Annotated in this window: 25 protein-coding genes; 9 read left to right on the top strand and 16 right to left on the bottom strand. The window is 60.9% G+C overall.

Going from position 1 to position 24,604, the window contains the following annotated elements; genetic code table 11:
• Window positions 1–3: 3 nt before the first annotated feature.
• Genes PXH66_RS06625 through PXH66_RS06605 form a run of 5 tightly spaced genes read right to left on the bottom strand, consistent with a single transcriptional unit; the run spans window position 4 to window position 4,227 of the window.
• Complete coding sequence (locus PXH66_RS06625; RefSeq protein ID WP_330929030.1) at window positions 4–729, bottom strand: PIG-L family deacetylase; 726 nt, start codon at window positions 727–729, stop codon at window positions 4–6.
• A complete protein-coding gene (locus PXH66_RS06620; protein ID WP_330929031.1) occupies window positions 710–1,486 on the bottom strand; it encodes a hypothetical protein in 777 nt (258 codons plus the stop codon). Before PXH66_RS06620 ends, PXH66_RS06625 begins: the two co-directional genes overlap by 20 nt.
• Entirely contained in the window at window positions 1,483–3,192 is a 1,710-nt protein-coding gene (locus PXH66_RS06615) for a sodium:solute symporter family protein (protein ID WP_330929032.1), read from the bottom strand. The genes PXH66_RS06620 and PXH66_RS06615 overlap by 4 nt, the downstream gene beginning before the upstream one ends.
• Window positions 3,189–3,356, bottom strand: a complete 168-nt coding sequence (locus PXH66_RS06610; protein ID WP_330929033.1) for a hypothetical protein — start codon at window positions 3,354–3,356, stop codon at window positions 3,189–3,191. The genes PXH66_RS06615 and PXH66_RS06610 overlap by 4 nt, the downstream gene beginning before the upstream one ends.
• 1 nt (window position 3,357) lies before the next feature.
• On the bottom strand, window positions 3,358–4,227 hold the full coding sequence (locus PXH66_RS06605) for a DUF2911 domain-containing protein (RefSeq protein WP_330929034.1): 870 nt from the start codon (window positions 4,225–4,227) through the stop codon (window positions 3,358–3,360).
• Window positions 4,228–4,465: 238 nt separating this feature from the next.
• On the opposite strand from PXH66_RS06605, the gene PXH66_RS06600 reads away from it, so the two are divergent.
• Complete coding sequence (locus PXH66_RS06600; RefSeq protein WP_330929035.1) at window positions 4,466–5,905, top strand: phospholipase D-like domain-containing protein; 1,440 nt, start codon at window positions 4,466–4,468, stop codon at window positions 5,903–5,905.
• 83 nt (window positions 5,906–5,988) lie between these two features.
• Here PXH66_RS06600 and PXH66_RS06595 read toward each other — a convergent pair whose 3' ends face one another.
• The 8 genes from PXH66_RS06595 to serA form a co-directional block, all read right to left on the bottom strand.
• Entirely contained in the window at window positions 5,989–7,137 is a 1,149-nt protein-coding gene (locus PXH66_RS06595; protein WP_330929036.1) for a fatty acid desaturase, read from the bottom strand.
• A 195-nt stretch (window positions 7,138–7,332) separates the two neighbouring features.
• The gene (cimA, locus tag PXH66_RS06590) at window positions 7,333–8,904 is read right to left on the bottom strand and encodes a citramalate synthase (RefSeq protein ID WP_330929037.1); all 1,572 of its coding nucleotides are present in this window, start codon (window positions 8,902–8,904) and stop codon (window positions 7,333–7,335) included.
• A gap of 216 nt (window positions 8,905–9,120) precedes the next feature.
• Complete coding sequence (locus PXH66_RS06585; protein WP_330929038.1) at window positions 9,121–9,813, bottom strand: rhomboid family intramembrane serine protease; 693 nt, start codon at window positions 9,811–9,813, stop codon at window positions 9,121–9,123.
• 26 nt (window positions 9,814–9,839) lie between these two features.
• On the bottom strand, window positions 9,840–11,201 hold the full coding sequence (gene thrC / locus PXH66_RS06580; RefSeq protein ID WP_330929039.1) for a threonine synthase: 1,362 nt from the start codon (window positions 11,199–11,201) through the stop codon (window positions 9,840–9,842).
• Window positions 11,202–11,314: 113 nt separating this feature from the next.
• The gene (locus tag PXH66_RS06575; RefSeq protein WP_330929040.1) at window positions 11,315–12,529 is read right to left on the bottom strand and encodes an aspartate kinase; all 1,215 of its coding nucleotides are present in this window, start codon (window positions 12,527–12,529) and stop codon (window positions 11,315–11,317) included.
• Window positions 12,530–12,546: 17 nt separating this feature from the next.
• Window positions 12,547–13,854, bottom strand: coding sequence for a homoserine dehydrogenase (locus PXH66_RS06570; RefSeq protein ID WP_330929041.1), 1,308 nt, complete (start codon window positions 13,852–13,854; stop codon window positions 12,547–12,549).
• A 21-nt stretch (window positions 13,855–13,875) separates the two neighbouring features.
• On the bottom strand, window positions 13,876–14,490 hold the full coding sequence (plsY, locus tag PXH66_RS06565; RefSeq protein ID WP_330929042.1) for a glycerol-3-phosphate 1-O-acyltransferase PlsY: 615 nt from the start codon (window positions 14,488–14,490) through the stop codon (window positions 13,876–13,878).
• Window positions 14,491–14,508: 18 nt separating this feature from the next.
• Window positions 14,509–16,098 carry a phosphoglycerate dehydrogenase gene (serA, locus tag PXH66_RS06560; protein WP_330929043.1) on the bottom strand — a complete coding sequence of 530 codons (1,590 nt, stop codon included), beginning with the start codon at window positions 16,096–16,098 and terminating at the stop codon, window positions 14,509–14,511.
• Window positions 16,099–16,244: 146 nt separating this feature from the next.
• Here serA and PXH66_RS06555 point away from each other — a divergent pair, with 146 nt between their 5' ends.
• The 8 genes from PXH66_RS06555 (at window position 16,245) to PXH66_RS06520 (ending at window position 22,412) form a co-directional block, all read left to right on the top strand.
• Entirely contained in the window at window positions 16,245–16,865 is a 621-nt protein-coding gene (locus PXH66_RS06555; protein ID WP_330929044.1) for an HD domain-containing protein, read from the top strand.
• Window positions 16,866–16,965: 100 nt separating this feature from the next.
• Window positions 16,966–17,874 (top strand): AraC family transcriptional regulator, encoded by a 909-nt coding sequence (locus PXH66_RS06550; protein WP_330929045.1) that lies wholly within the window; start codon window positions 16,966–16,968, stop codon window positions 17,872–17,874.
• Between the two features lie 12 nt (window positions 17,875–17,886).
• Window positions 17,887–18,495 (top strand): GyrI-like domain-containing protein, encoded by a 609-nt coding sequence (locus tag PXH66_RS06545; RefSeq protein WP_330929046.1) that lies wholly within the window; start codon window positions 17,887–17,889, stop codon window positions 18,493–18,495.
• A 54-nt stretch (window positions 18,496–18,549) separates the two neighbouring features.
• Entirely contained in the window at window positions 18,550–19,029 is a 480-nt protein-coding gene (locus PXH66_RS06540; protein WP_330929047.1) for a methylated-DNA--[protein]-cysteine S-methyltransferase, read from the top strand.
• Window positions 19,026–19,655 (top strand): DNA-3-methyladenine glycosylase family protein, encoded by a 630-nt coding sequence (locus PXH66_RS06535; RefSeq protein ID WP_330929048.1) that lies wholly within the window; start codon window positions 19,026–19,028, stop codon window positions 19,653–19,655. The genes PXH66_RS06540 and PXH66_RS06535 overlap by 4 nt, the downstream gene beginning before the upstream one ends.
• Window positions 19,656–19,724: 69 nt before the next feature.
• Entirely contained in the window at window positions 19,725–20,774 is a 1,050-nt protein-coding gene (gene tdh, locus PXH66_RS06530) for an L-threonine 3-dehydrogenase (RefSeq protein WP_330929049.1), read from the top strand.
• 28 nt (window positions 20,775–20,802) lie between these two features.
• Window positions 20,803–21,993, top strand: a complete 1,191-nt coding sequence (locus PXH66_RS06525; protein WP_330929050.1) for a glycine C-acetyltransferase — start codon at window positions 20,803–20,805, stop codon at window positions 21,991–21,993.
• Window positions 21,994–21,998: 5 nt separating this feature from the next.
• Window positions 21,999–22,412 carry a cytidine deaminase gene (locus PXH66_RS06520; RefSeq protein ID WP_330929051.1) on the top strand — a complete coding sequence of 138 codons (414 nt, stop codon included), beginning with the start codon at window positions 21,999–22,001 and terminating at the stop codon, window positions 22,410–22,412.
• Window positions 22,413–22,414: 2 nt separating this feature from the next.
• Here the strand turns inward: PXH66_RS06520 and PXH66_RS06515 are convergent, their stop codons facing one another.
• From PXH66_RS06515 to PXH66_RS06505, 3 genes are all read right to left on the bottom strand, one after another.
• Complete coding sequence (locus PXH66_RS06515; RefSeq protein ID WP_330929052.1) at window positions 22,415–22,798, bottom strand: ACT domain-containing protein; 384 nt, start codon at window positions 22,796–22,798, stop codon at window positions 22,415–22,417.
• 8 nt (window positions 22,799–22,806) lie between these two features.
• Window positions 22,807–24,120, bottom strand: coding sequence for a histidine--tRNA ligase (gene hisS, locus PXH66_RS06510; RefSeq protein WP_330929053.1), 1,314 nt, complete (start codon window positions 24,118–24,120; stop codon window positions 22,807–22,809).
• 126 nt (window positions 24,121–24,246) lie between these two features.
• Window positions 24,247–24,567, bottom strand: coding sequence for an HU family DNA-binding protein (locus PXH66_RS06505; protein ID WP_330929054.1), 321 nt, complete (start codon window positions 24,565–24,567; stop codon window positions 24,247–24,249).
• Between the last annotated feature and the right edge of the window lie 37 nt (window positions 24,568–24,604).

Genomic DNA, 24,604 nt, shown 5'->3' with positions numbered 1-24,604 from the left:
GGCTTAAAAATGACGGCCACCATGACCCAGACCACCAAGATCGGCGATCACCAGCGGATCGTTGGGATAAAGGGCGATGGCGTGCCGGCCGCCGATATTTTGTCCGAGCAAACTCGCCCGGGTAATTTGTAAACTGCCGTAGTCACGGGTCTGCATTTGCGAAGCATGCGCCGCCATGGCCTCGCGCCAGATCTGCACGTCCGCGTCCTCCAACGCGTAAAGCACCGGGTTGATCTCGCGCGGCACCGCATCAGGCGAAACCGCGTAATATAACAAATGGGTGATGGCGTGACGCTCCAGCGGTTTGAGTTGCTCCAAACCACCGTAACGGGCGAGACGCGCCGCGTCGCGTGTCATGCGACCGACGGCCACGTGGTCCGGGTGTTGATCTTCGACAATGCTTAGCGCGAGCAGGATCTCCGGCCGAAGCCGGCGAATGATCGCCGCAATCTGCCGGGCGCCGGCGCGGGTGTTCTCGATGTTGGCGTCGCCGCCCAAGTCGATGAATTCGATCGTCGCGCCGAGTTTGGCCGCGGCGGCCTCGGCCTCGAGGGTGCGTTGTTCCGGCGTGCCGTTGGTGCCGGATTCGCCGCGTGAGCCGATCACCATGTGCACCGCCCGGCCCTTCCGCACTTCAGCGGCCAGCACGCCGCCCACCCCGAATTCGAGATCGTCGGGATGCGCGCCGATGGCGAGTAAGGGAGCGGGGTTAGACGGGGAGGTCGACATAGGCTTCACTGGAACGGTCAATCTCGTCCCGGGCGACAAAGGTGATGTCGGGCGCGTCGGCGGTGCGCAAGTAGGCTTGTTCCCCTGCGCCGGCGATATAGTGCGTGCAACCGATGACCGACTGCATCCAACCGAGGCGCGAATCACGGGCCGGACTGATTTGTGCGGGACCGTATTCACAAGGTGGTAACGTCTGATAAGCCGAGCCGCCGCGATGGAGTTTGAGAGCACCGGCGACGCATCGAGCGCGCACGGTTTCGCCCTCGCAGGGCACGTCGGCGTAGTGGTCGTCGATCGCACAGGCGGCGGTGCGCACGGCGGGATCGCTGGAGCGCACGACCCGCACGCCCTCGAGCATGCCCATGGCCCGATACATTTCCAAACAGAAGTCGGCCACATTGGTCGCGTGCACCGCCTTGAAGGCCTCGATCGCCTCCGCACTCACGAAAGCCCCGAGTTGCCGGGCCGTGTTCGCCTGCCAATCGGCCGGGATGCGCTTCGCATACAGCGGCGTGTATTTGCGCTGCAGTTTGTTCTCGAAGGTGAAGTTGAGTGTTTGCGCCTCGTCGGTCGTGCGATGGCGCAAGGTCGTTTGCGTCTCGCGAGGATCGTGGTCGGCATCGTGATAAAAGAACACGATCTCGCCGCCCATTTCTTTTTGCAGCCGCCGGGCGGTCCAAACCTTGGCGACGAGAAATCGGCGCGGGAAAAAACCGCAGGGTTGCTGACCGAAAGCGATCACAGGTGCGCCACTCATACCGCCGCCGAATCCGGCTGAGGTTTGTTACCCGGGAGGAAGATCTGCAGCAGGAGACTGAATCCCACCACCATGCCGCAACCGATGAAGTTATACCACAGGTAGCTGATCTCGAGGCGGAAGAAGAAAACGATGACCAATGCCTGCGCGATCAACGCGGCAAAGAAAACGGCCGTGCCGCGAACATGCTTAAGGAAGAAAGCGACCAGGAACACGCCCAGCACCACCCCATAGAAAATCGAGCCGAGGATGTTGACGGCTTCGATCAGGTTCTCGACCAGGTTGGCGAATAACGCGAAGGCGATCGCGATCGCGCCCCACATGGCAGTGAACCATTTCGAGGCCGTTACGCTGTGCGCATCGTCCGCTCCCGGTTTCCAAATGTGCCGGTAAAAATCGACCATGGTGGTGGAGCCGAGTGCGTTGAGCTCGGAAGCCGTCGATGACAACGCCGCGCAAAAGATCACGGCCACCAACAAGCCCACCAAACCATGTGGCAAGTGATCCAATACGAACGTGATGAACACATAGTCCGCATCACTGGCCTTGATCTCGGCATCGGCGGCCGCGAGGGCTCCCTTCGCCTCCGCGCGAATCGCATTCGAGGTTTCCTGGGTAGCGAGCAGGTTTGATCGTGCGACTTCCGTGGTGGCCTCATCACCGGATTCGCGGGCGGCGAGGAACGATTCGATGGCACTTTTTTTATCCGCCTGGGCCGAGATAAAGCGCTCTTCGATATCCACAAAGGTCGCGCCCTGCGCGCCGTCACGCTGCTGCGCCCACACCGCTTCGTTGAAGAACACGGGCTGACGGTCGAACTGGTAGAAGACGAAGACAAACACCCCCAACAGCAGGATGAAGAACTGCATCGGAATTTTCAGGACGGCGTTGAACATCAGCCCCATGCGGCTTTCACGCAGGGACCGCCCCGTCAGGTAGCGCTGCACCTGGGATTGGTCGGTGCCGAAATAGGATAACGACAGAAAGAGGCCGCCAAAAATGCCCGACCACACCGTGTAGCGTTCGTTGAGGTCGAAGTTCCAGTTGACCGCGTTGAGTTTCCCCATCGTGCCTGCGACGGCCAGCGCATCGTCGGGTGACACGCCGGTCGGCATCTTCATGAGCACCACGACGAAGGCGATGCCCATGCCGAGCAAAATCACCGCCATTTGATACCGTTGGGTAAGACTGACCGCTTCGCTGCCGCCGGTCACCGTGTAGATGACGACGAGGATGCCGGTGCCCAGGACCGTGAGTCCGAGCGGCCAGTGCAGCACCGAGGAAACGATGATGGCCGGAGCGTAAATCGTGATGCCGGCGGCGAGCCCGCGTTGCAGCAGAAAGAGCGCGGCACCGAGCAGGCGGGTTTTCCCATCAAAGCGTTTCCCGAGATACTCGTAGGCGGTGTAAACTTTGAGCCGGCGATATATCGGCAGAAACACTCCCGCGACGATGATCAATGCCAACGGCATACCGAAGTAGTTTTGCACAAAACCCAGCCCGCTCTCGAATCCCTGCCCCGGGGTGGACAGGAACGTGATCGCGCTGGCCTGGGTCGCCATGACGGACAAACCGATGGTGCCCCAGCCAATGCGTTGGTCGCCCTTCAGGTATGTATCCAGTCCACCACCACGCGTGGCCCACACGCCATAGATCGCGATGCTCAGAATCGCCCCAAACAGAACTACGTAATCGAGGAGCGTCATGAATAATATATCCCGAATGCGGTCATCACGCCGACCAAGCCGGCGAAAATGATCATGACCCAGCCATAGACGCCGCGCCAGGTGGGCACGCCCCTCAGGCCGGTTTTGGCTTCATCATCCGCGTCCGCATTGGGCGCGGCCTGGTGTTCGGCAAACGTGGTCATATCAGCGCAGTTCCGCGATCAGGGCATCGTTCATGACCTTGTAGCCACTGCCGGGACCTTCCTGCGCGACCGCATACTTGGTGGACGATTCGGCGGCGGTGATCGCGGTGGATTTGTTACCCAGCTTGGCGTGGATCTTGGCCTTCAGATGCAGCATCCAAAACGCGTTCGGGCTTTGCGCGAGTGCGAGATCGATCCACTTGGCCGCTTTTTGCAGGTCGAGGTTGTGATCGAAATAGAATCCGGCCGATTGGAAGTAGATGTAGTCCCGTTGCTGTTGCCCCGCGCCCATCACCGCTTCGATCTGCGGCACGATGCGGTCCTTCACATCCACTTTGATCGGCACCGCCACGCTGACCTTTTCCCAGGTCAGATTCAAGGTGGCGGACTCATCCCGCAGATCGTTGAACCAAATGGAGAAGCTTTCGACCGGATCGGCCAACGCCTGCACCGGCACCGTGACGCGCAGGACATCCTCCGCTTCGTCGTAATTAAATGCGCCCCACTGCTCGGCCGTGCGGTTCAGAATCACGGTCCATTCCGTTTCCCCCGGAATGCTGAACAATCCGTAGGTGCCGGCCGCGACCGGTTTGCCGCCAAATACAATCGGCGTATCAAACGTGATCTTGGTCGCGGCATTCGCGCCTGTGCGCCACACCTCACCGTAGGCCTGCAATTCCCCAAAAATCTGCCGGTCCTTCACGCTCGGCCGGGAATATACGATTTGAAAGTCGGTCAAACCGACCCGCTGGCGCAGTTCCGCCGCCGGACTGGCCGCCGGAAAATCAATGCGGCTGGTTTGGGCGCGAGCCAACGGTGAGAGAGCCGCCAGCAGGAGGCAGGAGAGCGTGAACAGTCGGGCTGAAGTCATAACGGGGTTGAAGACGGACGGGCGGTGCACAAACGAGAGCAACGAACTTGGATAACGCGAGAGTGCCCATTACTTTGTTTTGTTCCCATTTAAATTCGCCAAGCCCTCGTTCCCAACACGTTAACTTTTACGCCGCACACTCGACGCGACCTCCATTCGTGTTCAGGTTCCGTCTGCCCACCGTGCGCTCCGCCCGCGGTTTCGGTCGACTCTAGCCCTCGCCTCCCCCCTTACCAACATGACCCAGGAAGAAGTCACGGAAGTCGTCACCACGAGTCTGTGGTCCCACTTGCTTACGGTGGGCGGTTTCGTGCTGGCGGTCTTCGCGATTGCGCGACTCATCAGCGAAAAAAAACAACCGGGCAATACCATCGCGTGGCTGCTCGGAATCGTGCTGATCCCCTACGTCGGCGTGCCGCTCTATTTGCTGCTCGGTGGCCGCAAGATCCAGCAACTCGTGTCCCGCAAGCGTCGGGTGTCGCTGCACCTGATGGGCGCGCCGCCTGCTTCGGCCGCCACCCGGCTGCTGCCCGCCGCTCGCGCCATCGTGGCCAACGGCGCCGCCGAGCCCATCGGCGGCAACCGCTTGAAACTCCTGACGAGTGGCGAGGATGCCTTTGCGTCCATCATCGCGGAGATTCGCAACGCCCGCCACACCATCAACATCACCACGTTTATTCTCGGTCGTGAGGAAACGGGTCGGGCGATCATCGATGCCCTCGCCGAGCGGGCCCGCGCCGGCGTAAAAGTGCGGCTTTTACTCGACGGACTCGGCAGTTTTATCGCCAGTCGATCCTTCTGTAACACGTTGCGGGAGGCCGGCGGCGAGGTCGTTCGGTTCATGCCCGTCGCCCCACTCTCGACGCGCTACTCGGCCAACTTGCGCAATCACCGCAAACTGGCGGTGTTCGACGACTGCGCCGCGATCGTGGGCGGGCGCAATCTGGCCCGAGATTATATGGGCGCCACGCCGTGGTCCAAACGGTTCGCGGACTTCGGTGCCCTGATCCACGGCCCGGCGGTTGGGCTCATCAATGAAATTTTCTACGCCGACTGGAGTCATGCGTCATCGCAGTCCGTCGAATCGCTGCGCCCGACGGTTGAGCCCCTTTGCCCCGTCGCGGCCGGCACGGGCGAATTACAGGTCATTGCAAGCGGACCCGACGTCGAGGGCGACCCGCTCTACGAAGGCATTGTTTCATTGATTCAGGAAGCGGAACACAGCGTGTGGATCATCACCCCCTATTTTATCCCCGACGAAGTCCTGCAACGCTCGCTCCTGGTGAAGGCTCGCGCCGGCAAGGACGTGACCCTCATGGTGCCGGCACGGTCGAATCACAAAATCACCGACTACGCCCGCCGCCAGTATCTGCGGGAACTGCACGCGGCCGGTGCCCGGGTGCTGCTTTACGAGCCCGGCATGCTGCATGCAAAAGCGCTCGTCATCGACGACCGGGCGGCCTTGTTCGGCTCCGCCAATTTTGACCTGCGCAGTTTGTTCGTGAATTTCGAAATCGGTATCGTCTCCTATTCCCCGGATGACGTCGCCATGATGCGCCAATGGGTGGGCGATTTGATTCGGGTGTGTCGTGCCTACACCCCGCGTAAACGCAGCCCCTACCGAATTCTCAGCTCATTGGCCGAGGAACTGAGCCGTCTGCTCGCGCCGTTGTTGTAAACCGACCTACCCAATTAATCGGCATGTCCGGGCCCAAAAAAGCCGGGACGATTAACGTCCCGGCTCTGGTAAAACGGAATGGATCAGGCGGCGGCGGGCAACCGATCGAGCAACTCGAAAGCGGCGCGCACTTCGCGACGCATCTCTTCGAGCGCGTGGCGGGCTTCCTGCAACTTTTCGTCGGTCTTCTCGGCGTAGTCGTGTTTCAACTCATCCACCTGATGACGATAGTGCTCCTTGAGCTCGGTCCAACGCTCCAACAGTTCGTCGAGGCGAACACTGGAAGCATGTAAAAGTTCCTGGCTGCGCTCGCTGAGTCGGTTCACGGAGCCTTCGAGGTGCGCCTTGACGCGACGTTGGGCCTCGGTGAGCTGAGCCGCGATGGCCTTTTCCTCATCCACCCGGCGCAGGTCTTCCACCATGCCGAGTTTGGAGAGCGTCCAAATGGTCCACTTGGTGGGATCCCACTGCCACCACTTCACGCCATTGCGGTAGTCGTGTTGGAACTCGTGGTGATAATTGTGATACCCCTCGCCGAAGGTGAAGATGGCCATGATACCGCTGTCCTTCGCACTGCATTTGCTGGAGTAGGGCTGGGAGCCGATCGTGTGGCACAGCGAGTTGATGAAAAATGTCATGTGGTGGACCGCGAAAACGCGCAGCACGCCGGCGATCAGGAATCCGCTCCACGCGCCCATTGCACCACCGTGCAGCCAACCGAGTCCGGTCGGAATCACAAAGCCCACCACCAACGCAATCGCGATGTAGTAGTTGTGTTGCCACATCACGAGCGGGTCCTTGCGCAGGTCGCCCACGTTGGTCCAGGGCGGCTCGGGCAGTTTCTTGAACAAGATCCAGCCAATGTGCGCGTGCCAGAAACCATTGGAAATATCGTAAGGATCGTCGTCGTGATCGACGTGCTTGTGGTGGCGGCGATGATCCGAGGCCCAGGCCAGCACATGGTTCTCAAACGTCGCCGCCCCGAAGGCCAGCGTGAGAAAGCGCACCGGCCAAGTCGCCTTAAACGACTTGTGGGAGAACAGGCGATGGTAGCCCAACGTGATGCTCAAGCCCGTCGCGATGAAAAAGACGAAGAACATCCCGATCTGAAACATATCGAGACCCACGGTCCAAATATGATACGGCACGACGGTAAGACTGATCAGCGCCGTCCCGATGAGGAACGCACTGTTGGACCAGTTGATGACGGTATTGGAGATTCTAAACGACACGGTAACCCGACCGTGAAAGGCAATTCGTCCTTCCGCCAGCGTAATTTGAGGGTAAAATTGTCGCGGATTTTGGCATTTCGAAGTGGGGACGAACCCCATTGATCAGGTCCCACGCGATCAGCCGGCTCCCGGTTATCACGCTTCCCACCGACGGGCGGCCATCGATGCAAACACTATGCAACGCAGCAGGTTCCGCTACGCCTCGATTTGAGTGAGTTTATAGGTCACCGCGTCACACAGCGCTTCCCAGGAAGCTTCGATGATGTTGTCGCTCACCCCTACGGTGCCCCAGACGTGATCGGCATCGGCCGACTCGATGAGCACGCGGGTGCGGGCGTTGGCCCCCAGTCCGTTTTCGAGAATACGCACCTTGTAATCGAGCAGCTTCATTTCGCTGAGACGGGGATAAGCAGCGCTGAGCGCGGAACGCAGGGCTTTGTCCAACGCGCTGACCGGACCCGTGGCCTCGGCCACGGTGTGATGGCTTTCGCCGTTCACCGTCACTTTGACGGTCGCCTCCGCAAACAACTGCCCGCCGTGGTGCTCCACAATCACGCGGTAGTTTTCCACTTCGAAGAACGATTTGCTCTGACCAAGTGAGCCGCTGATCAAGAGCTTCAGCGAAGCGTCGGCCGCTTCGAACTCGTAGCCGGTGAACTCAAGTTCCTTGAGCTCCTCGATAAGCTTTTTGATCTCCGGCCCCTTTTCGTCGATTTCAATCCCGAGTTCCCGCGCCTTCATGGCCACCGACGAACGACCAGCCATGTCGGAGACGAGCACGCGGGTGTGGTTGCCGACGAGCGCGGGATCGATGTGCTCGTAGGACGACTTCACCTTTTGAGCCGCATTGGCGTGCAAGCCGCCTTTGTGCGCGAAGGCCGAGGCCCCGACGTAGGGCATTTTGGTGTCCGGTCGCAGGTTCGCCAGTTCGTCAAAATACAAGGAGAGCTCGCGGAGCTGCTTCAGATTGGCGGCACAATGCGCCGTCTTGCCCATTTTGAGGAACAGACTCGGTAATACCGTGATGAGATTGGCATTGCCGGTGCGCTCACCGTAGCCATTGGCGGTGCCTTGCACCAAGGTCGCCCCACCCGCCACGCCGGCGAGAGCAAGCGCCACGCCCAAGCCGCTGTCGTTGTGCGTGTGCACGCCGACCTTGTCGCCGCCGAACTCGGCGACCGCCTTCGTCACGATGTCCTGGAAATCGTTGACGAGAGAACCACCATTGGTGTCGCACAAGGTGAGGTTGCTCGCGCCGCCGCGCAGGGCGGCGGCCAAGGTTTTGAAGGCGTAGTCGGGATCACTGCGGTAACCGTCGAAGAAATGCTCCGCATCGTAGATCACCTCGCGCCCCTGACTCACGAGGTAGCGCACGGAGTCCTCGATCATGGCGAGGTTTTCCTCGAGCGTCGTGCGTAGGATTTCGGTGACATGCAGGTCCCACGTCTTACCGACGATCGTCATCACCGGCATGCCGCTGTCGAGCAACGTGGCGAGTTGGGCATCCGCGGAGGCTTTCACGCCCGCCCGGCGGGTGGCGCCGAACGCGGCCAGCTTGGCGTGCTTGAGCTTCAGCTTTTTGGCCTCGGCGAAAAACGTGATGTCACGCGGGTTCGATCCCGGGAAACCGCCCTCGATGTAGTCCACCCCGAACGCATCGAGTCTCTCGGCGATCAACAGCTTGTCGGTCACGGAGAAACTAATCCCCTCGCCCTGCGTGCCGTCGCGGAGAGTGGTGTCGTAGATTTTAACTTCGGTGGTGTTCATGAGGCGGAAGGATCAACTTGGAGGTATAGTGAGCCGGGCGAAAACAAAAAACCCCGAGCGGTAAGCCCGGGGTGTCAGGAAGATCGGCGAGGAGTGAAGTCCGTCTATGCCGCATCGACCTGCCCGGGCGAACGGGCAATCGTAATAATCGCAGCAATAATGGGGAGAGATTTCACGCAGCAACGGGATGCCCAAGGGGTCCAATGCTGTCGAGGCTCAATCCTTCCGGCGACCACGGCGCGACTTGGCAGATCCGTCCCGCCGCAACATCGCCGCCATCACCATGCCCGCCACAAACCCTCCGGCATGCGCCCACCAAGCCACGCCGCCGGCCGGTGCCGCCCCGAGCGAGCCCAGCCCATTGGTCAACTGCACTGCAAACCAGATGGCAAGAAACAGCAACGCCGGGATCGGCACAATGGGCACAATCCATGGCACCAGCGCCACGATCCAACGCGTCGGCAACAGCAACAGATAGGCGCCCAGCACACCCGAGATTGCTCCGCTCGCCCCAATCATCGGCACCGCTGATCCGGAATCGGCCAGCACTTGCGCGCCAGCGGCTCCGACTCCTGTGATTAAATAAAGCATCAGAAAGACAAACGAGCCGAGGTGATCCTCCAACGAACGTCCAAACACGCGCAAAAACAGCATGTTGCCGAGCACGTGCATGAAACTGCCGTGCAAAAACATCGCCGTGAACACGGGCACCCAACCCCGCCAAGTCTGCCAAGACTGGATCCAGCGCGAGGGCACGAGGGCAAACTGATTGAACAACGCTTCCAGACCCGTCGGATCGAATAAGGCCAGTCCCGTTTCGCCCGCAAACACCAGCAGATTCATGGTGACGAGCAACGAGGTGACTCCCCCGCCCCGCTTGGCCTTGTGACTGTCCCAAAGTGGTATCACCGGGGCATTTGAGTTCGACTAACGTCTCAAACGGCCCGCGCTTCGATAAACGCTCGGATCGCGTCAGCCGAGGCCGCCACCGGATGTTTCACAATCGGACGCGACTTTAGGGCCTCGAGCGACGGGTGCCTTGGATCCACGCCGATCGCGGCCCGCAGAGTATCGGGAAACTTCGCCGGATGCGCCGTGGCGAGCACCACGCTGTGACGATCCGAATCGGGCGCCGCAAACGCGCATGCGGTATGAGGATCCGCCACATAACCAAATCGCTCATAGACGGATTTGATGATACCCGGGATCTCGGCATCGCTGCATCTCGAAGCCGAAAAGGTCGAACGATCGAAGGACTCGAAACGGTATTCCCCCGTCGCCTTGAACGTCGTCATCACTTCGCGCACCCGGGACGGATCGCGGCCCAGCGCAAAATAAAGAAAGCGCTCAAAGTTGGAGGCGACTTGGATATCCATCGACGGCGCGAGACTCGGCGCCACCTGATCCACTTTGTATTCACCCGTGGTGAAGAGCCGGTAGAGGATGTCGTTTTGGTTGGTCGCGACTTTGAACCCGCGGATGGGCACACCCATATTTTGCAGCATCCAACCAGCGAGCACATTGCCAAAATTTCCGGTTGGCACGACGAACTCGACATTCTCCTGCTGCGCCGTCGGCAAGCGGAGCCACGCCGACAGGTAATACACGCATTGCGCGAGCACCCGGGCGAGGTTGATGGAGTTGACCGCCGACAACCGGTGATGGAGCCGAAACGTCTGATCGGCAAAAATATCCTTCAGCGCCGTCTGCGCGTCGTCGAACGATCCCTCGATCGCCATGGTGTAGACGTTGTCCGCGCCGGTGCACGTCATCTGCCGTTCCTGTAACGGTGCCACGCGCCCGTCGGGATAGAGGATGAAAATGGCGGTGCCGGGTTTGCCCAACAAGCCGTGGATCGCGGCCGCGCCGGTATCGCCCGAAGTGGCGCCGAGCACATTGATGGTTTGTCCCCGCGCCGCACACTGATGCTCGTAGAGATTGCCGAGGAGCTGCAGCGCGAAGTCTTTGAAGGCGAGTGTGGGACCGTGAAAGAGCTCGAGCACCTGCAGGTTGTCCGCCAGCGGCACCAGTGGCGCGATCTCAGGATGCGTGAACGACGTGTAGGATTTGGCGACGATCGCGGCAAAGGTCGCTTCATCGATGTCCGTCGCGAACCGCCGGAAAAACGCCGTGCAGAGCGCCGGGTAATCCAAGCCCGCCAACGCCTTCAGCTCATCGCTCGAAAACTGGGGCAGCGTTTCGGGCAAGAACAGTCCGCCGTCCGGAGCCAGTCCGGTGGCGACCGCGTCACTGAAACCGAGTGCCGGAGTATCGCCGCGCGTGGAGATGAAGTTCATAAGGAAGTGCCAATCGTTCTCGTTCTCCAGCGATTCGTTCGCTGCCTCGCTACCCGCGTTTCTCGGATCGAGAACGATTAAGAGAACGAGGAACGAGAACGATTCAGGCGCGGTCAGGCATCCAGGCCGAAGGCGGTGTGGGTGATGCGGGCGGCTTCGTCGACGCGGTCCTGATCCACGACCACGGAGATCTTGATCTCGGAGGTGGTGATCATGTCGATGTTGATGTCGGCATCGGCCAATCCTTTGAACAGCGCCGCGGCCACGCCGGAATGAGTTTTCATGCCCACGCCGACCACGGAAAGCTTGGCGATGTTTTCGTGCACGGCCACATGACCGCCGCCCACTTCATCGAGCACGTGTTCGAGGGATTTCTGCGCCTTGCGCGTATCGCCCTGCGGCACGGTGAAGGTCAGGTTGGCGATGCCGTTGCGACCGACGTTCTGCACGATCATGTCGACGACGATGCCGGCCTCGGCCATGGCGGTGAACACCTTCGCGGCCGAACCCGGTTTATCGAGAATGTTGCTCACGATGATCTTGGCTTGGTCCTTATCGACGGCCACGCCACGAACGACGACTTTTTCCATATGGGGCACTTCTGCTTTCACTACGGTTCCTCGGTTGAAGTTAAAGGATGAGCGGACTTCGAAAACCACTCCATGTTTTTCGGCAAATTCTACGGAGCGTGACTGCATGACCTTGGAGCCCGACGAAGCGAGTTCCAACATCTCATCATACGAGATTTCAGGAATTTTCTGGGCCGCACTCACGAATCGAGGATCGGCGGTGTAAACGCCGTCCACGTCGGTATAAATTTCACAATTATCAGCTTTGAGCGCGGCCGCCAGGGCCACCGCGCTGAGGTCGGAACCACCGCGACCGAAGGTCGTGATGTGGCCATCCTCGTTGATGCCTTGAAAGCCCGCCACGATGACGGTCTTGCCGGCGGCCAACTGCGTTTCCACCGCCGACGCATCGATAGTCTGGATACGCGCCTTGGTGTGGTTGGCATCGGTGTAGATTCCGGCCATGGCTCCGGTGAAGGAGACGGCCTCGACGCCCATGTGATGCAGCGCGATGGCCATGAGGGCGATGGTCTCCTGCTCACCGACCGAGAGGAGCATGTCCATCTCGCGATCGCTGGGATCGTCGCAAATCGACTTGGCCCGGGCGGTGAGCTCGTTGGTCACCCCGGCGCGCGCCGACACGACGACGACCACCTGGTTGCCTTTGTCCACCGTGAGCTTCACGCGCTCGGCGACTTTTTTGATGCGCTCGACGTCACCCACGGAGGTGCCGCCAAATTTTTGCACAATACGTGACATGGGAATAGGGAAAGGGATCAGTCCTCGAACGAGGCGATGCGTAACAAGAACGGTTCTCCGAGCACGGATGACAAGCGACGCAAGTTGTTGACGGTGCTCCGGATCGCCTTCTCGTTGCTGCGATGGGTGGTGAGAATGAGTGACGCGGCACCGGTTTGATCGCTGGGGCGCTGATCGAGGCTGGCGATGCTGACCTTGGACTTCGATGTCACCGTGGCGATCTTGGCCAACACGCCCGGTTCGTCCTTCACATCGAGGCGCAAGTAATAGCGGCCGGTCAGGTTCTCGGGTTTGGCCAGCGGGTAGTTGTGCTCGACCGGCTCGGGCAACGCGGCGTTGCCTCGCAGCAGCAGCGCGATCGCGTCGACGATGTCGCTGATCACGGCTGAAGCAGTCGCGTCCTGTCCGGCCCCTCGACCGATGTAAATGGTCTCGCCCACGACGTCACCCGTCACGGCGATGCCGTTGTAGACTTCATTCACGTTGGCGAGCACCTTGGTGCGCGGCAGCAACATGGGGGCGACGCTCACCGCGATTTCGTCGGTTTTCTCGTCCTGCTCAATCACTGCGAGCAACTTGATCGCGAAACCACTTTCCTTGGCGTGCTGGATGTCCGCCTGGGTGATTTGAGTGATGCCCTCGACCACCATCGCCTTGGTGGGCACCCACGTGCCGTGGGCCAGGTGGGTCAAAATCGACGCCTTGTGCGCGGTGTCCCAGCCATCGACATCGAGCGATTCCTCGGCTTCGGCGTAACCGAGTGCCTTGGCTTCCTGCAGAATCACCGGGTAGGTCAGCCCCTCCCGTTCCATGCGCGTGAGGATGTAGTTACACGTGCCGTTCAGGATGCCGTAAATACGGCGGAAACGATTGGCGACGAGCCCCTCGCGCAATGCTTTGATGATCGGGATGCCGCCGGCCACCGAGGCCTCGAAAAAGTAATGTCCGCCGTGCTCGCGCGCCGCGGCAAACAGCTCCGGGCCATGCTCGCAAACCAACGCCTTGTTGGCCGAGATCACGGTTTTGCCGAGGCGCAGGGCTGCGAGGGTCACGTCTTTGGCGAGGGTCGTGCCTCCCATGAGTTCGCACACGATCTGAATTTTGGGATCGGTCGCGAGCGCCATGGGGTCGTCGGTGAGGCGCGACTTGGCGACACGCACCGAGCGTTTTTTACCGAGATCGCGCACCGAGGCGCTTTTCAGCACGAGGCGGGCGCCGAGGCGGGATTCAAATTTGGCCCGGGAACGCGTGATGTGTTTCCACACCCCCTGCCCGACCGTGCCGAGACCACAAATACCGATGTTTACGATGGGAAGATCGCTCATGAAAAAATGACTAAGGGACGCTTATTTACGGTCCCAGCGGTGCTCCGTGCCAGCGAGCAAACGGCTGATATTGGCGTGATGCCGGGCAATGACGAGTAGACCCAGCAGGGTCGCCACCCCATTGATGATGAGGCCAAAACTTAAAAACCACGGCAGCGTCGCGATGACCAACGCCGCCACAATCGAGGCCAGGGATACATAACGGGAGATGAAAAATGTGGCAACCCAGGCCGCGCCCGCGATCACGCACGGCAGCGGCATCAGGACGAACAATCCACCGGCCGCCGTGGCGACTCCCTTGCCGCCTCGGAATCCGATGAAACATGAAAACGAATGTCCCAGCACGGCCGCCGCCACCCCGATCACGCCACCGAGATCGTAACCACTGCTGCCCGCCGGACCGCCGAGTTGGAAGAGCAACGGTATGGCGGTGGCGATGAAGCCCTTGAGTGCATCGAGCAGGAAGACCGTGTTGCCGGCCTTGGCGCCGAGCACGCGCTTGACGTTCGTGGCACCCGGATTGCGGCTGCCTACTTCCATAATGTTGACCCCCTTCGCCTTGGCCAACCAATAGCCAAACGGCAGGGCTCCGAGGAGGTAGCCGACGACCGCAGTGATGACGAGGGGGAGTAACATGGGCAGGAGGGACGGAAGTTAGAGTTGCACGAACTTGGCGAGTTTGATCTTCGGATGCGCTTTAATTTCTTCGCGCGCGGCCTCCTTGGGTTCGCTGTCGACCCGCACGACCATGTAGGCGGTCTCGCCTTGCACGAGGCGACTGAGCGACATGTCGGCGATATTGACCCCGGCGCGACCCAACAAGGTGCCGATTTCCCCAACCATGCCTGGCAAATCGAGATTCTCGAGCACGAGCAGTTTGCCCTCGGCGGCGACTTCGACCTCACGGCCGTTAATGCCGACAATGCGCGGCTGCTGGGCCTTGCCGAGCAGCGTGCCCACGGCGCGGTGCGACGTGCCTTCGCCATCGACGACTTCGACCTGAATCAAATCGGTATAATCGGAATCGCTGTTCGACTTCGTCACCTCGGCTTCGATGCCAAGGCTCTTGAGGAGGAACGGTGCATTCACGTCGTTGACGTCATCCGCACTGATCCGACGGAGGAATCCGCGCTGAATGGCCCGTGTCACGGCGTTGGCGTCGAGGTCGACGATCTTGCCCCAATACGTAATCTTGAGAGCGGCGATCTGGGCCGGGGAAATCTGTTGCACGAGGGTGCCCAGCTTGGTGCCGAGGTCGAGATACGGACCGAGCACCTTCAACGCCGCGCCGTCGATGGACGGCATGTTGACCGCATTGCGGATGACGCCGCTCTTGAGCACGTCGGTGATTTGTTCGGCGATTTCCACGCCCACCGCCGCCTGCGCTTCCGCGGTGGAGGCACCGAGGTGGGGCGTGAGCGAAACGTTGGGCAGCGACCGCAGTTCGCTGTCGACCGCGAGCGGCTCGTCTTCGTAGACATCGAGTCCGGCGGCGGCGACATGGCCGGTTTTAAGCGCGGCAATCAACGCGGTTTCCTTGATGATACCGCCCCGGGCGCAATTGAACAATCGGACGCCGGACTTGCACTTCTCGAGAGCGGCTTCGTCGATCATGTATTTGGTGTCATCCGTCAGCGGCATGTGCACGGTGATGAAATCGGATTCCGCCAACAGCGTGTCGAGTTCGACGCCCTCGACCTGCATGGCCTTGGCGCGACTCGGCGCGAGATAGGGATCGTAGGCCACCACCCGCATGCCAAAAGCTTTCGCCCGCTTGGCAACTTCGCCGCCGATGCGGCCCATGCCCACGATCCCCAGGGTCTTGTGAAAGAGTTCCACCCCGGCAAAAGCTTTGCGGTCCCACTTGCCGGCTTTCATGGTGGCGGCGGCTTGAGGCACGGGGCGCGCCCCGCACAGCAAGTGCGTAAAGGTCAGCTCCGCCGTCGCGATCGTATTGCCGGACGGGGTGTTCATCACCACGACGCCGCGCTCGGTGGCCGCCTCGACGTCGACGTTGTCCACGCCCACGCCGGCTCGGCCCACCACTTTCAGTTCCGGAGCGGCGTCCAGCACCTCGCGGGTGATTTTGGTTTCGGAGCGCACCGCGATCGCGTGCACGTCCTTCACCAGTTCGAGCACTTGCTCGGGGGAGGAGCCATATGCCTCCACGACTTCGAAGCCCGGCTGCTCACGCAGATAGGCAACTCCTTTGGCAGATATCTTGTCGGCTACGAGGATTTTCATGAGGGCAAACGGACCGAATCGAAGAGCTCCGCCCCAGACCGAGCAAGGAAAAGCGGTCACGAGTTTCAGCCGACCGGTCGCCACCCAAAACCGGGGCGCGAACGCTGCCTGATTGCGTTTGGGCGGCAAACCCTCTCTCGTGGCGTATGGACCCTGTTTCCCCGACCGCCGAACGCCTGCAGCGTCAATTCGCCTTCATTGTCGAAGTCGACAAATTGAAGGAAATCTTTCGCCAGACGTTACTTATCAATAGTCGACGGCGCGAAAACGACGCCGAACACTCCTGGCATCTCTGCCTGCTCGTGCTGGTGCTCACCGAGCACGCCAACTCCGCTCACTTGGACATGCTGCGCGTGCTGAAGATGCTCATCCTCCACGATATCGTGGAAATCGATGCCGGTGATACCTTCGCCTACGACACGGCGGGCATGCAAAATCAACACGAGCGCGAGGCCGTGGCCGCCGATCGGCTCTTTGGTCTGTTGCCACCCGATCAAACCGCGGAGTTCCGCGCACTCTGGGATGAGTTTGAAGCCCGCACCACCCCCGAGGCCAAATTTGCCGCCGCGTGCGACCGCATTCAGCCCATGCTGCTCAACATCAATACCGAGGGTGCCTCTTGGCGAAAGCACGGCATCACCCACGATCAAGTGGTCGCTCGCAATTGCCACATCGCGGACGGCTCCACCACCTTGTGGGAACACATGGCGGCGATTCTCGACGAAGCGGTCAAAGACGGACTGCTCACCCCTGCCGTCGAGAGTTGAGTTTCGGGCATGATCGGCTCCGCCCCCCGCTCATTGCGCAAGTTCGATCAAGCAGGGGCGGAACGCTTCGTGATATAACTGCACCGTCGTTTTAATCCCGATGCAGGCCGTCACTCTCAAAGACTACAAACAACGCGTTTTGCGCGTGCTGGACTACATTCAAGCACACTTGGACGAGCCGCTGCCCGTCGATGCTTTGGCCAACGTCGCCTGCCTCTCTCCGTATCATTTCCACCGGGTCTTCACGGGCATGACCGGGGAAACCATGCACGCCCTGGTGCGCCGACTGCGACTCGAACGCGCGGCCTGGCAGCTGAACTGCCGATCCGACGGCATTCTCGAAGTCGCCCTCGCCGCCGGCTACGAGTCTCACGAGGCCTTCAGCCGCGCATTTGCCCGCGCCTACACCCAGAGCCCCAGCGCATTCCGTCGCCTCCGGCTGCGCAACTACGCCCTGCCCGCGCGTTCGCGCATCCACTACGAGGCGGAGAGTCACCGCGTCGATTTTCGCTCCGTTCCCTATCGTCCCTTTGCCATGAAAGTATCGATCCAAACCCTCCCGGCCCGTCGGGTCGCCTGCGTGCGTCATGTCGGACCTTACGCCACCTGTGGTCTCGCCTGGGACCAACTCACCTCCGCCTTGGGCGCCACCGGCGATCTGGGCCCCGGCACCCAAATGATGGGGATCAGCTATGACGACCCCGACAACACACCGCCGGAGGCCCTGCGCTACGACGCTGCGATCACGGTGACCGACGACTTCGAGCCTCCCGTCGGTATCACGGTGCGGGAAGTCACCGGCGGTGAGTATGCCGTGCTGACGCATCAAGGATCCTACCGTGATCTCGGCCGATCGTATCGGCATTTGATGGGGACCTGGCTGCCGCGCAGCGGTCGGGAGTTGGCCGACACGCCTTGTTTTGAGATCTACCTCACCGACCCCGATTCCACGGCGGCGGCCGATTTGCTGACCGACATCCACGCCCCGCTGATTCCCCTCACCCCTTGACCCGCCGCCCCCATGCCCACTCCCGGAAAAATCGATCTCTTCAAGTCGCTGAAATCTGAATACGCGTCGCCCCGCACGCCCAAACTCGTGCCCACCACACCGGGGCTCTATCTAGCGTTCAACGGCTCCGGTCGTCCCGGTGGCGACCGCTTCGGCGATGGCATCGGGGCACTCTACGCCGTGGGCTACACGCTGAAATTCCGCCGCAAACTGGGCCCGGGTCCCGACTACGCGGTGGGCAAGCTTGAGTGCATTTGGAAGCATTTGCCCGCCGAACGCGACTCCGACGGCTGGCGGTGGCAATTGCTCATGCGCGTGCCCGACTTCATCACAGCGGCCGAACTTGATGAGACCATTGCGGTGCTGATCGAGAAGAAAAAACCCGCTACGGTTCGAGAAGTGCAACGGGTCGAAATCGATGAAGGTTTGGTGGTGCAGATGCTGCACGTCGGTCCCTACGAGGATGAACCGTCCACGTTTGCCGCCATGGCCCGATACGCCACCGCCGAAGGCTATGCCAGCGATGGTGATCCCCATGAAATCTACCTGTCAGACCCGCGGCGGGTGGAACCGGCGCGGCTGAAAACCATTTTACGTCAGCCCGTTTCAAAGACCGCCTGAAACCGACGCGCGCGTTCTCGACAAGCGCCGCGCGAGTCCCAGCGTGGAGGCATCATGTCGGCTCACAATTTCGCCACCGCCATCGGAGACTGCAGTATCAGTTGGGACGGCGATGTGGTGACGGGCTTTGCGCTGTTGGCCCCCGCCGAAACGTCCGCGCCGGCTCCCGCCTGGGTCAATGCGCTCATCGCACGGGTGCAGAGCCATCTGCGCGGTGAGCCGCAGGATTTCACCGACGTCGCTTACGCGTGGCATCAGGTCAGTGATTTCCAAGCCTCGATTTATCACGCCGCGCTGAAAATCAAGTCTGGTCAAACCGCGACCTACGGTGATCTCGCCCGCGCCATCGGCCAGCCTCCGGCGGTCAGTCGGGCGGTCGGCACCGCGCTCGGTCAAAACCCGTGGCCCTTGCTCGTGCCGTGTCACCGCTTCATCGGCGCCAACGGCAAGATGACGGGATTTTCCGCGCGCGGCGGAATCACCACGAAGCTGCAACTACTGGCGATCGAAGGCAGCGAACTTTTCCCGGCATGAAACCGCGATACGACGCGGCGACCGCCGTGGCTCACCTGCGCGCCGCCGACTCCGACCTCGCGGATTTGATGGATGCCTGCGGTCCTTTCGACCTGCGACTGCATCGGACCGGAGACCTGTTCGCATCGTTACTGCGCTCCATCATCTATCAGCAGCTCCATGGCAAAGCCGCCGCGAGTATTCACGGGCGCGTCCTCGCATTGACCGGACCGCGTCCCACGGCGGAGGCGATCGATGAATTGACCGACACACAATTGCGGACGGCCGGCCTCTCCGCCGCCAAACTCGCCGCGCTGCGCGATCTCAGTGCGAAAACCGCGGCCCGCACCGTGCCCTCGCTCGCCATCGCCCGGCGGATGGACGACGACGAACTCATCGCCCGTCTGACCACCGTGCGCGGCATCGGACCGTGGACGGTGCACATGCTTCTGCTCTTCCGCCTCGGTCGACCCGACGTCATGCCCACGGGAGATTTCGCCATTCGCTTGGCGTTTGCGCGCCATTTTCGACAAAGCGAAACGGTCACGCCGGCGGAGTTGCTCGCGCACGCCGATCGTTGGAAACCGTGGCGCAGCGTGGCGAGTTGGTATCTCTGGCGCTCGCTCGATCCGGCCGGCGGCGGCTGAAAATTGCATGAAAATTCTTTCCCGGTTGTTTACCGATGACAACCGGAACAAGTTGGCCGTTTCCTTCTTATGCCTGAAAGAACCATGCGAGCCATCGCCAAGACCGCGGCCGGACCCGGTCTTTCCCTGATCGAAACTGCCGTGCCCCAATTGGGCATCAACGACGTGCTTATCCGCATCAAACGCACGTCCATCTGCGGCACCGATGTGCACATCTACAACTGGGACGCATGGGCGGAAAAAACCATCAAAGCGCCGCTCATCATCGGACATGAGTTCGTGGGTGAAATTGTCGAAGTCGGTCAAAACGTGCAGGGCTTCGTGCCGGGCGATCTGGTCGACGGCGAAGGTCACATCGTGTGTGGCCAGTGTCGCAACTGCCTCGCCGGTCGCCGCCACCTGTGCAAGGCGTCACGGGGCGTCGGCGTGAACCGCGACGGTGCGTTCGCCGAGTATCTTTGCCTGCCCGCCAGCAACGCGGTGCACGTGGACAAATCGATCCCGCTCGACGTGCTTTCGTGCTTCGACCCGCTGGGCAACGCCACGCACACCGCCCTGCAATGGGATCTCGTGGGCGAAGACATTCTGATCACCGGTGCCGGCCCCATCGGTTGCATGGCCACGGCCATCGCCCGCAAGTCCGGGGCCCGCAACATCGTGGTCACCGATGTCAACGACCAGCGTCTCGCGCTGGCCGCCCGCATGGGCGCGACGGCCACCGTGAACGTCGCCCACGCTTCGCTGCGCGACATGCAGCAACAGATCAAAATGAAGGAGGGTTTTGACATCGGTTTGGAGATGTCGGGCAACCCCGCCGCCCTGCGCGAAATGATCGACAACATGGCCCACGGCGGGCGCATCGCGCTGTTGGGCATCATGCCCGAATCGGCCGCCATCGATTGGAACAAGGTTGTATTCAACATGCTGACACTCCGTGGCATCTACGGCCGCGAAATGTATGAGACGTGGTATAAGATGACCGCCCTCATCCAAAGCGGACTGGATATCACGCCGGTCATCACGCACCGGTTTCCCTTCACCGCCTTCGAGGAAGGTTTCGACCTCATGCGCTCGGGTCGCTCCGGTAAAATCATTCTCGATTGGGAAAACACCCACTGATGCCGACGCGCTCAACTTCACCACGCTCATGACTCCCGCTTACCAAGCCCACCTCACTTCGACCCTCGACGAAATCGCGGCCGCCGGACTGCACAAAACCGAGCGCCTGATCACCTCCCCGCAGGACGCGCGCATCGCGCTGCACGACGGTCGCGAAGTGCTCAATTTTTGCGCCAACAACTATCTCGGTCTCGGCAATCATCCCGACGTCGTCGCCGCCGCCCACGCGGCGCTGGACCGCTGGGGCTACGGTCTCGCTTCGGTGCGTTTCATCTGCGGGACCCAGGATGTGCACCGCGATTTGGAGCAGGCGCTCAGCGCGTTTCTCGGTGCCGAGGACACGATCCTGTATTCATCGTGCTTCGACGCCAATGGCGGGGTGTTCGAGACTCTACTCACGGCCGAAGACGCCGTCATCAGCGACGCCCTCAACCACGCCTCGATCATCGATGGCATCCGGCTGTGCAAAGCGAAACGGTTCCGTTACCGCAACCGAGACCTCGCCGATTTGGAGGCGCAACTGCAGGCCGCCGATACGGCGGGCGCACGGTTTAAACTCATCGTCACAGATGGCGTGTTTTCGATGGACGGTTTCATCGCGCCCCTCGCCGAGATCTGCGACCTCGCCGATCGCTACGGCGCGATGGTGATGGTCGACGACAGCCATGCCGTGGGTTTCGTCGGTCCCCGTGGACGCGGCACGCCCGAACGCTGTGGCGTGATGGACCGTATCGACATCGTCACCGGCACTCTCGGCAAAGCGCTCGGCGGAGCCAGCGGTGGCTACGTCAGCGCCCGCAAAGACATCGTGGCCCTGCTCCGCCAACGTTCGCGGCCATATCTATTCTCCAACACGCTCGCACCTGTGATCGCCGCCACTTCATTGAAAACGTTGGAGCTGTTGCAGGCCTCCACCGCGCTGCGCGATCGTCTCGAAAGTAACACCGCCTACTATCGGGCAGGCCTCGAAGCCGCGGGGCTCAACTTGAAAGCCGGAGAGCATCCCATCGTGCCCGTCATGGTCGGTGATGCCGCCTTATCCCAACGCGTGTCCAATCGTCTGCTCGAACTCGGGATCTACGCCATCGGTTTCTTTTATCCCGTGGTGCCGCAGGGCGAAGCCCGGATTCGCACTCAGGTAAGTGCCGCCCACACCAAGGAAGATCTCGATGCCGCCATTGCGGCCTTTACGACCATCAAAGCCGAAATGAACCTCTGAGCACCATGCCTGCGTCTCCTGCCGCCGCCACCCTGCGTAAACTCGAACGTGCCGCCAAGGCTGCCGCGAAGAAGGCCTACGCGCCCTACTCTCAATTCACGGTCGGCGCGGCGGTCCTGATGTCCAACGGCGACGTGTTTACCGGCTGCAACGTGGAGAACGCCTCCTACGGGCTGTGCAATTGCGCCGAACGCACGGCCATATTCTCCGCCGTCGCCGCGGGGAAAAAGCAGCTCAGCTGCGTCGTCGTTTACACTCCCACCGCCCGAGCCACCGCGCCGTGCGGAGCCTGTCGGCAGGTCATCCACGAGTTTGGACCGACTGCACGGGTCGTGAGTGTGTGTGATGGCAAGGAACGCATCGACTCGACCATCGCCGCGCTGTTGCCGGGAGCATTTGGTCCCGCCGACCTCTCCTGAGCCTACTCGACGTGTTCGTGCCCAGCTTGGGCCAGCGCCTGCTCGGCCAGCATCAACGCATCCTGTCGCACCAGCACGTAGTCGGTGTCGAATGTCGCGGCGGCGAGAATCGGAATACCCACTTTGGCCAGGGGGCTGACAAACCGTGCCAGGATACCCACGGCGTCAAAAGGTAAGGGCCCCACTACCTGCATCACTCGCCAACCGCGTTCGGCCCGAATTTCGGCGGGCACGCGTTCGGCGGCGCATATGATGGAAAGCTCTTCCGCCGTGCGGGTGACGTTGCAAAATCCCGCCCCTCGCACCCACGACGGTTCAGCCTCATCCGGGGAGAGACGACACACCGCAAAGTCGCCGGGCAGCACGCGGTAACGAAGGGCGGGCATCGGTGAATTCATTCCGCAGTAAGGAAATCGCGCACGGCGACGGCAACTTGGTCGCGTGGGATTTCCACCTCTTCACGCTGCGTCATGTCGCGGAGTTTGACGACACCTCGCGCCAACTCATCGCTGCCGTAAATCAACGCCACTCGGGCACCGGATTCCGCCGCCACTTTGAACTGTTTGCCGAAACCGAGTTCTCGCATCGGGTAGTCCACGCGATAGCCCGCGGCACGCAGTAAATTGATATCGCCAAAGGCCGCCAGCCGCTCGTCCGGCCCACCGATGATGGCATAAACGTCCGGCGCGCTGACCAAATCCGGCAGCAAGCCGCGTTGCGCCAGCAACAACTCCATCGTCATGTCGCCAATCGCGAATCCCACCGCCGGCAGCTCGGGACCGCCGAGCTTTTTCACGAGGTCGTCATAGCGTCCACCACCCGCCAACGCTCGCAGATCGCCCTTGCGGTCGAACGCTTCAAACACGAAGCCGGTGTAGTAAGCCAGACCACGCACCACGCCGAGGTCGACCGTCACGAAATCACTGAGACCCATCGCCTCAAGGCCGCCCAAAACGCGACGCCAATCATCGAGCCGCGCCGTGAGGTCATCGCTGGCGAGATCGGCCACCACGGCTTCGAGTTGGGCGAGCGTTTTGATGCCGAGAAAGGCAACGATCTTGGCCTTGATGACCTCGTCCAAAGCGCCCTGCGCGTCCGTGTAGATTTTAAAGGCGGCATCTTCGAGGCGCTCATACTTGTCGATCGCACCGAGCATGCTCCGCGTTTGCTCCGCATTGAGTCCGAGCGCTTCGAGGTAAAAGAACCACAGATTGCGATCGCTGAGTCGCACGTAAAAATCGTCTGCCGTGAGACCCAATCCGCGCAGGCATTGCACGAGCAAACCGATCAACTCGATCTCCGCTTCGGGTCCGGCCTCGCCGAAGATGTCGGCGTTGAATTGGGCAAAGCAGCGACCGCGGCCTTTCTGCATCCGCTCGTAACGGTAAAAGTCGGCGATGCTGAACCACTTGATCGGACGTTTCAGCGCGTTGGCCTTGGCCCCCACCAGCCGACACACCGTCGGGGTCATCTCCGGACGCAGCGCGACCTCGCGTCCGCCCTTGTCGGTAAAGCTGAACAGCTGCGCCTCGATTTCGTCGCCCGACTTGGCTTTATAAAGATCGAGCGGTTCGAGCACGGGCGCGTCGTATTCTTGAAATCCATACGCGTGCGCGGACTGCCGCCAGCATCGGAACAGATGATTCCGACGGGCTAAAGACTCGGGATAGAACTCACGAAAACCGGGCAAAGACTGAAACGTAGCCATGGAATCGGGAAACTTGGGCGGCGGGATCGGTCAGCGCCAACCGAAAAACGTTGGAGCGCTCCCACCGGGCACAAAAAAGCCGGATCCGTAGATCCGGCTGGGAAAGGGTTGTGGTGTCTTCGCCGATCAGTTGATCGTGGCGATATCGAGCTGCTTGAGCTTCTGCTTGAGAATCTTGCCCGACTTGAACTTGACCACGGCCCGCTCAGGAATGACGACCTCCGCCGCCGGTTTGTTCGGGTTGCGACCAATCCGGGATTTACGCCGTTGCACCTCCAAAACACCAAAATTACGCAGCTCCACATTGCGGCCTTCCGCGAGCGCGTTCATGATGATGTCCAGAGTCATCTGAACGGTTTCCACGACTTCCTTTTGGGGAAATCCGGTCTTCTCGTAAATTTGAAGCACGATTTCGCGTTTCGTGAGATTGGGAAGATTAGTAGGCATGAAGAGTTTTCCTTAGTTAAAAATGATAACTTATTTT

The sequence above is a fragment of the Synoicihabitans lomoniglobus genome, from assembly GCF_029023725.1.
Taxonomy (GTDB): domain Bacteria; phylum Verrucomicrobiota; class Verrucomicrobiia; order Opitutales; family Opitutaceae; genus Actomonas; species Actomonas lomonigloba.
The sequence above is the reverse complement of the archived record's forward strand: the minus strand, read 5'-3'. Positions and strand labels throughout refer to the sequence as shown.

What these genes read in the sequence shown, in the direction of transcription:
- PXH66_RS06625 (WP_330929030.1), bottom strand. Translation starts at nt 729, where the DNA reads ATGTCGACCTCCCCGTCTAACCCCGCTCCCTTACTCGCCATCGGCGCG.
- PXH66_RS06620 (WP_330929031.1), bottom strand. Translation starts at nt 1,486, where the DNA reads ATGAGTGGCGCACCTGTGATCGCTTTCGGTCAGCAACCCTGCGGTTTT.
- PXH66_RS06615 (WP_330929032.1), bottom strand. Translation starts at nt 3,192, where the DNA reads ATGACGCTCCTCGATTACGTAGTTCTGTTTGGGGCGATTCTGAGCATC.
- PXH66_RS06610 (WP_330929033.1), bottom strand. Translation starts at nt 3,356, where the DNA reads ATGACCACGTTTGCCGAACACCAGGCCGCGCCCAATGCGGACGCGGAT.
- PXH66_RS06605 (WP_330929034.1), bottom strand. Translation starts at nt 4,227, where the DNA reads ATGACTTCAGCCCGACTGTTCACGCTCTCCTGCCTCCTGCTGGCGGCT.
- PXH66_RS06600 (WP_330929035.1), top strand. Translation starts at nt 4,466, where the DNA reads ATGACCCAGGAAGAAGTCACGGAAGTCGTCACCACGAGTCTGTGGTCC.
- cimA (WP_330929037.1), bottom strand. Translation starts at nt 8,904, where the DNA reads ATGAACACCACCGAAGTTAAAATCTACGACACCACTCTCCGCGACGGC.
- thrC (WP_330929039.1), bottom strand. Translation starts at nt 11,201, where the DNA reads ATGAACTTCATCTCCACGCGCGGCGATACTCCGGCACTCGGTTTCAGT.
- PXH66_RS06575 (WP_330929040.1), bottom strand. Translation starts at nt 12,529, where the DNA reads ATGTCACGTATTGTGCAAAAATTTGGCGGCACCTCCGTGGGTGACGTC.
- PXH66_RS06570 (WP_330929041.1), bottom strand. Translation starts at nt 13,854, where the DNA reads ATGAGCGATCTTCCCATCGTAAACATCGGTATTTGTGGTCTCGGCACG.
- plsY (WP_330929042.1), bottom strand. Translation starts at nt 14,490, where the DNA reads ATGTTACTCCCCCTCGTCATCACTGCGGTCGTCGGCTACCTCCTCGGA.
- serA (WP_330929043.1), bottom strand. Translation starts at nt 16,098, where the DNA reads ATGAAAATCCTCGTAGCCGACAAGATATCTGCCAAAGGAGTTGCCTAT.
- PXH66_RS06555 (WP_330929044.1), top strand. Translation starts at nt 16,245, where the DNA reads ATGGACCCTGTTTCCCCGACCGCCGAACGCCTGCAGCGTCAATTCGCC.
- PXH66_RS06550 (WP_330929045.1), top strand. Translation starts at nt 16,966, where the DNA reads ATGCAGGCCGTCACTCTCAAAGACTACAAACAACGCGTTTTGCGCGTG.
- PXH66_RS06545 (WP_330929046.1), top strand. Translation starts at nt 17,887, where the DNA reads ATGCCCACTCCCGGAAAAATCGATCTCTTCAAGTCGCTGAAATCTGAA.
- PXH66_RS06540 (WP_330929047.1), top strand. Translation starts at nt 18,550, where the DNA reads ATGTCGGCTCACAATTTCGCCACCGCCATCGGAGACTGCAGTATCAGT.
- PXH66_RS06535 (WP_330929048.1), top strand. Translation starts at nt 19,026, where the DNA reads ATGAAACCGCGATACGACGCGGCGACCGCCGTGGCTCACCTGCGCGCC.
- tdh (WP_330929049.1), top strand. Translation starts at nt 19,725, where the DNA reads ATGCCTGAAAGAACCATGCGAGCCATCGCCAAGACCGCGGCCGGACCC.
- PXH66_RS06525 (WP_330929050.1), top strand. Translation starts at nt 20,803, where the DNA reads ATGACTCCCGCTTACCAAGCCCACCTCACTTCGACCCTCGACGAAATC.
- PXH66_RS06520 (WP_330929051.1), top strand. Translation starts at nt 21,999, where the DNA reads ATGCCTGCGTCTCCTGCCGCCGCCACCCTGCGTAAACTCGAACGTGCC.
- PXH66_RS06515 (WP_330929052.1), bottom strand. Translation starts at nt 22,798, where the DNA reads ATGCCCGCCCTTCGTTACCGCGTGCTGCCCGGCGACTTTGCGGTGTGT.
- hisS (WP_330929053.1), bottom strand. Translation starts at nt 24,120, where the DNA reads ATGGCTACGTTTCAGTCTTTGCCCGGTTTTCGTGAGTTCTATCCCGAG.
- PXH66_RS06505 (WP_330929054.1), bottom strand. Translation starts at nt 24,567, where the DNA reads ATGCCTACTAATCTTCCCAATCTCACGAAACGCGAAATCGTGCTTCAA.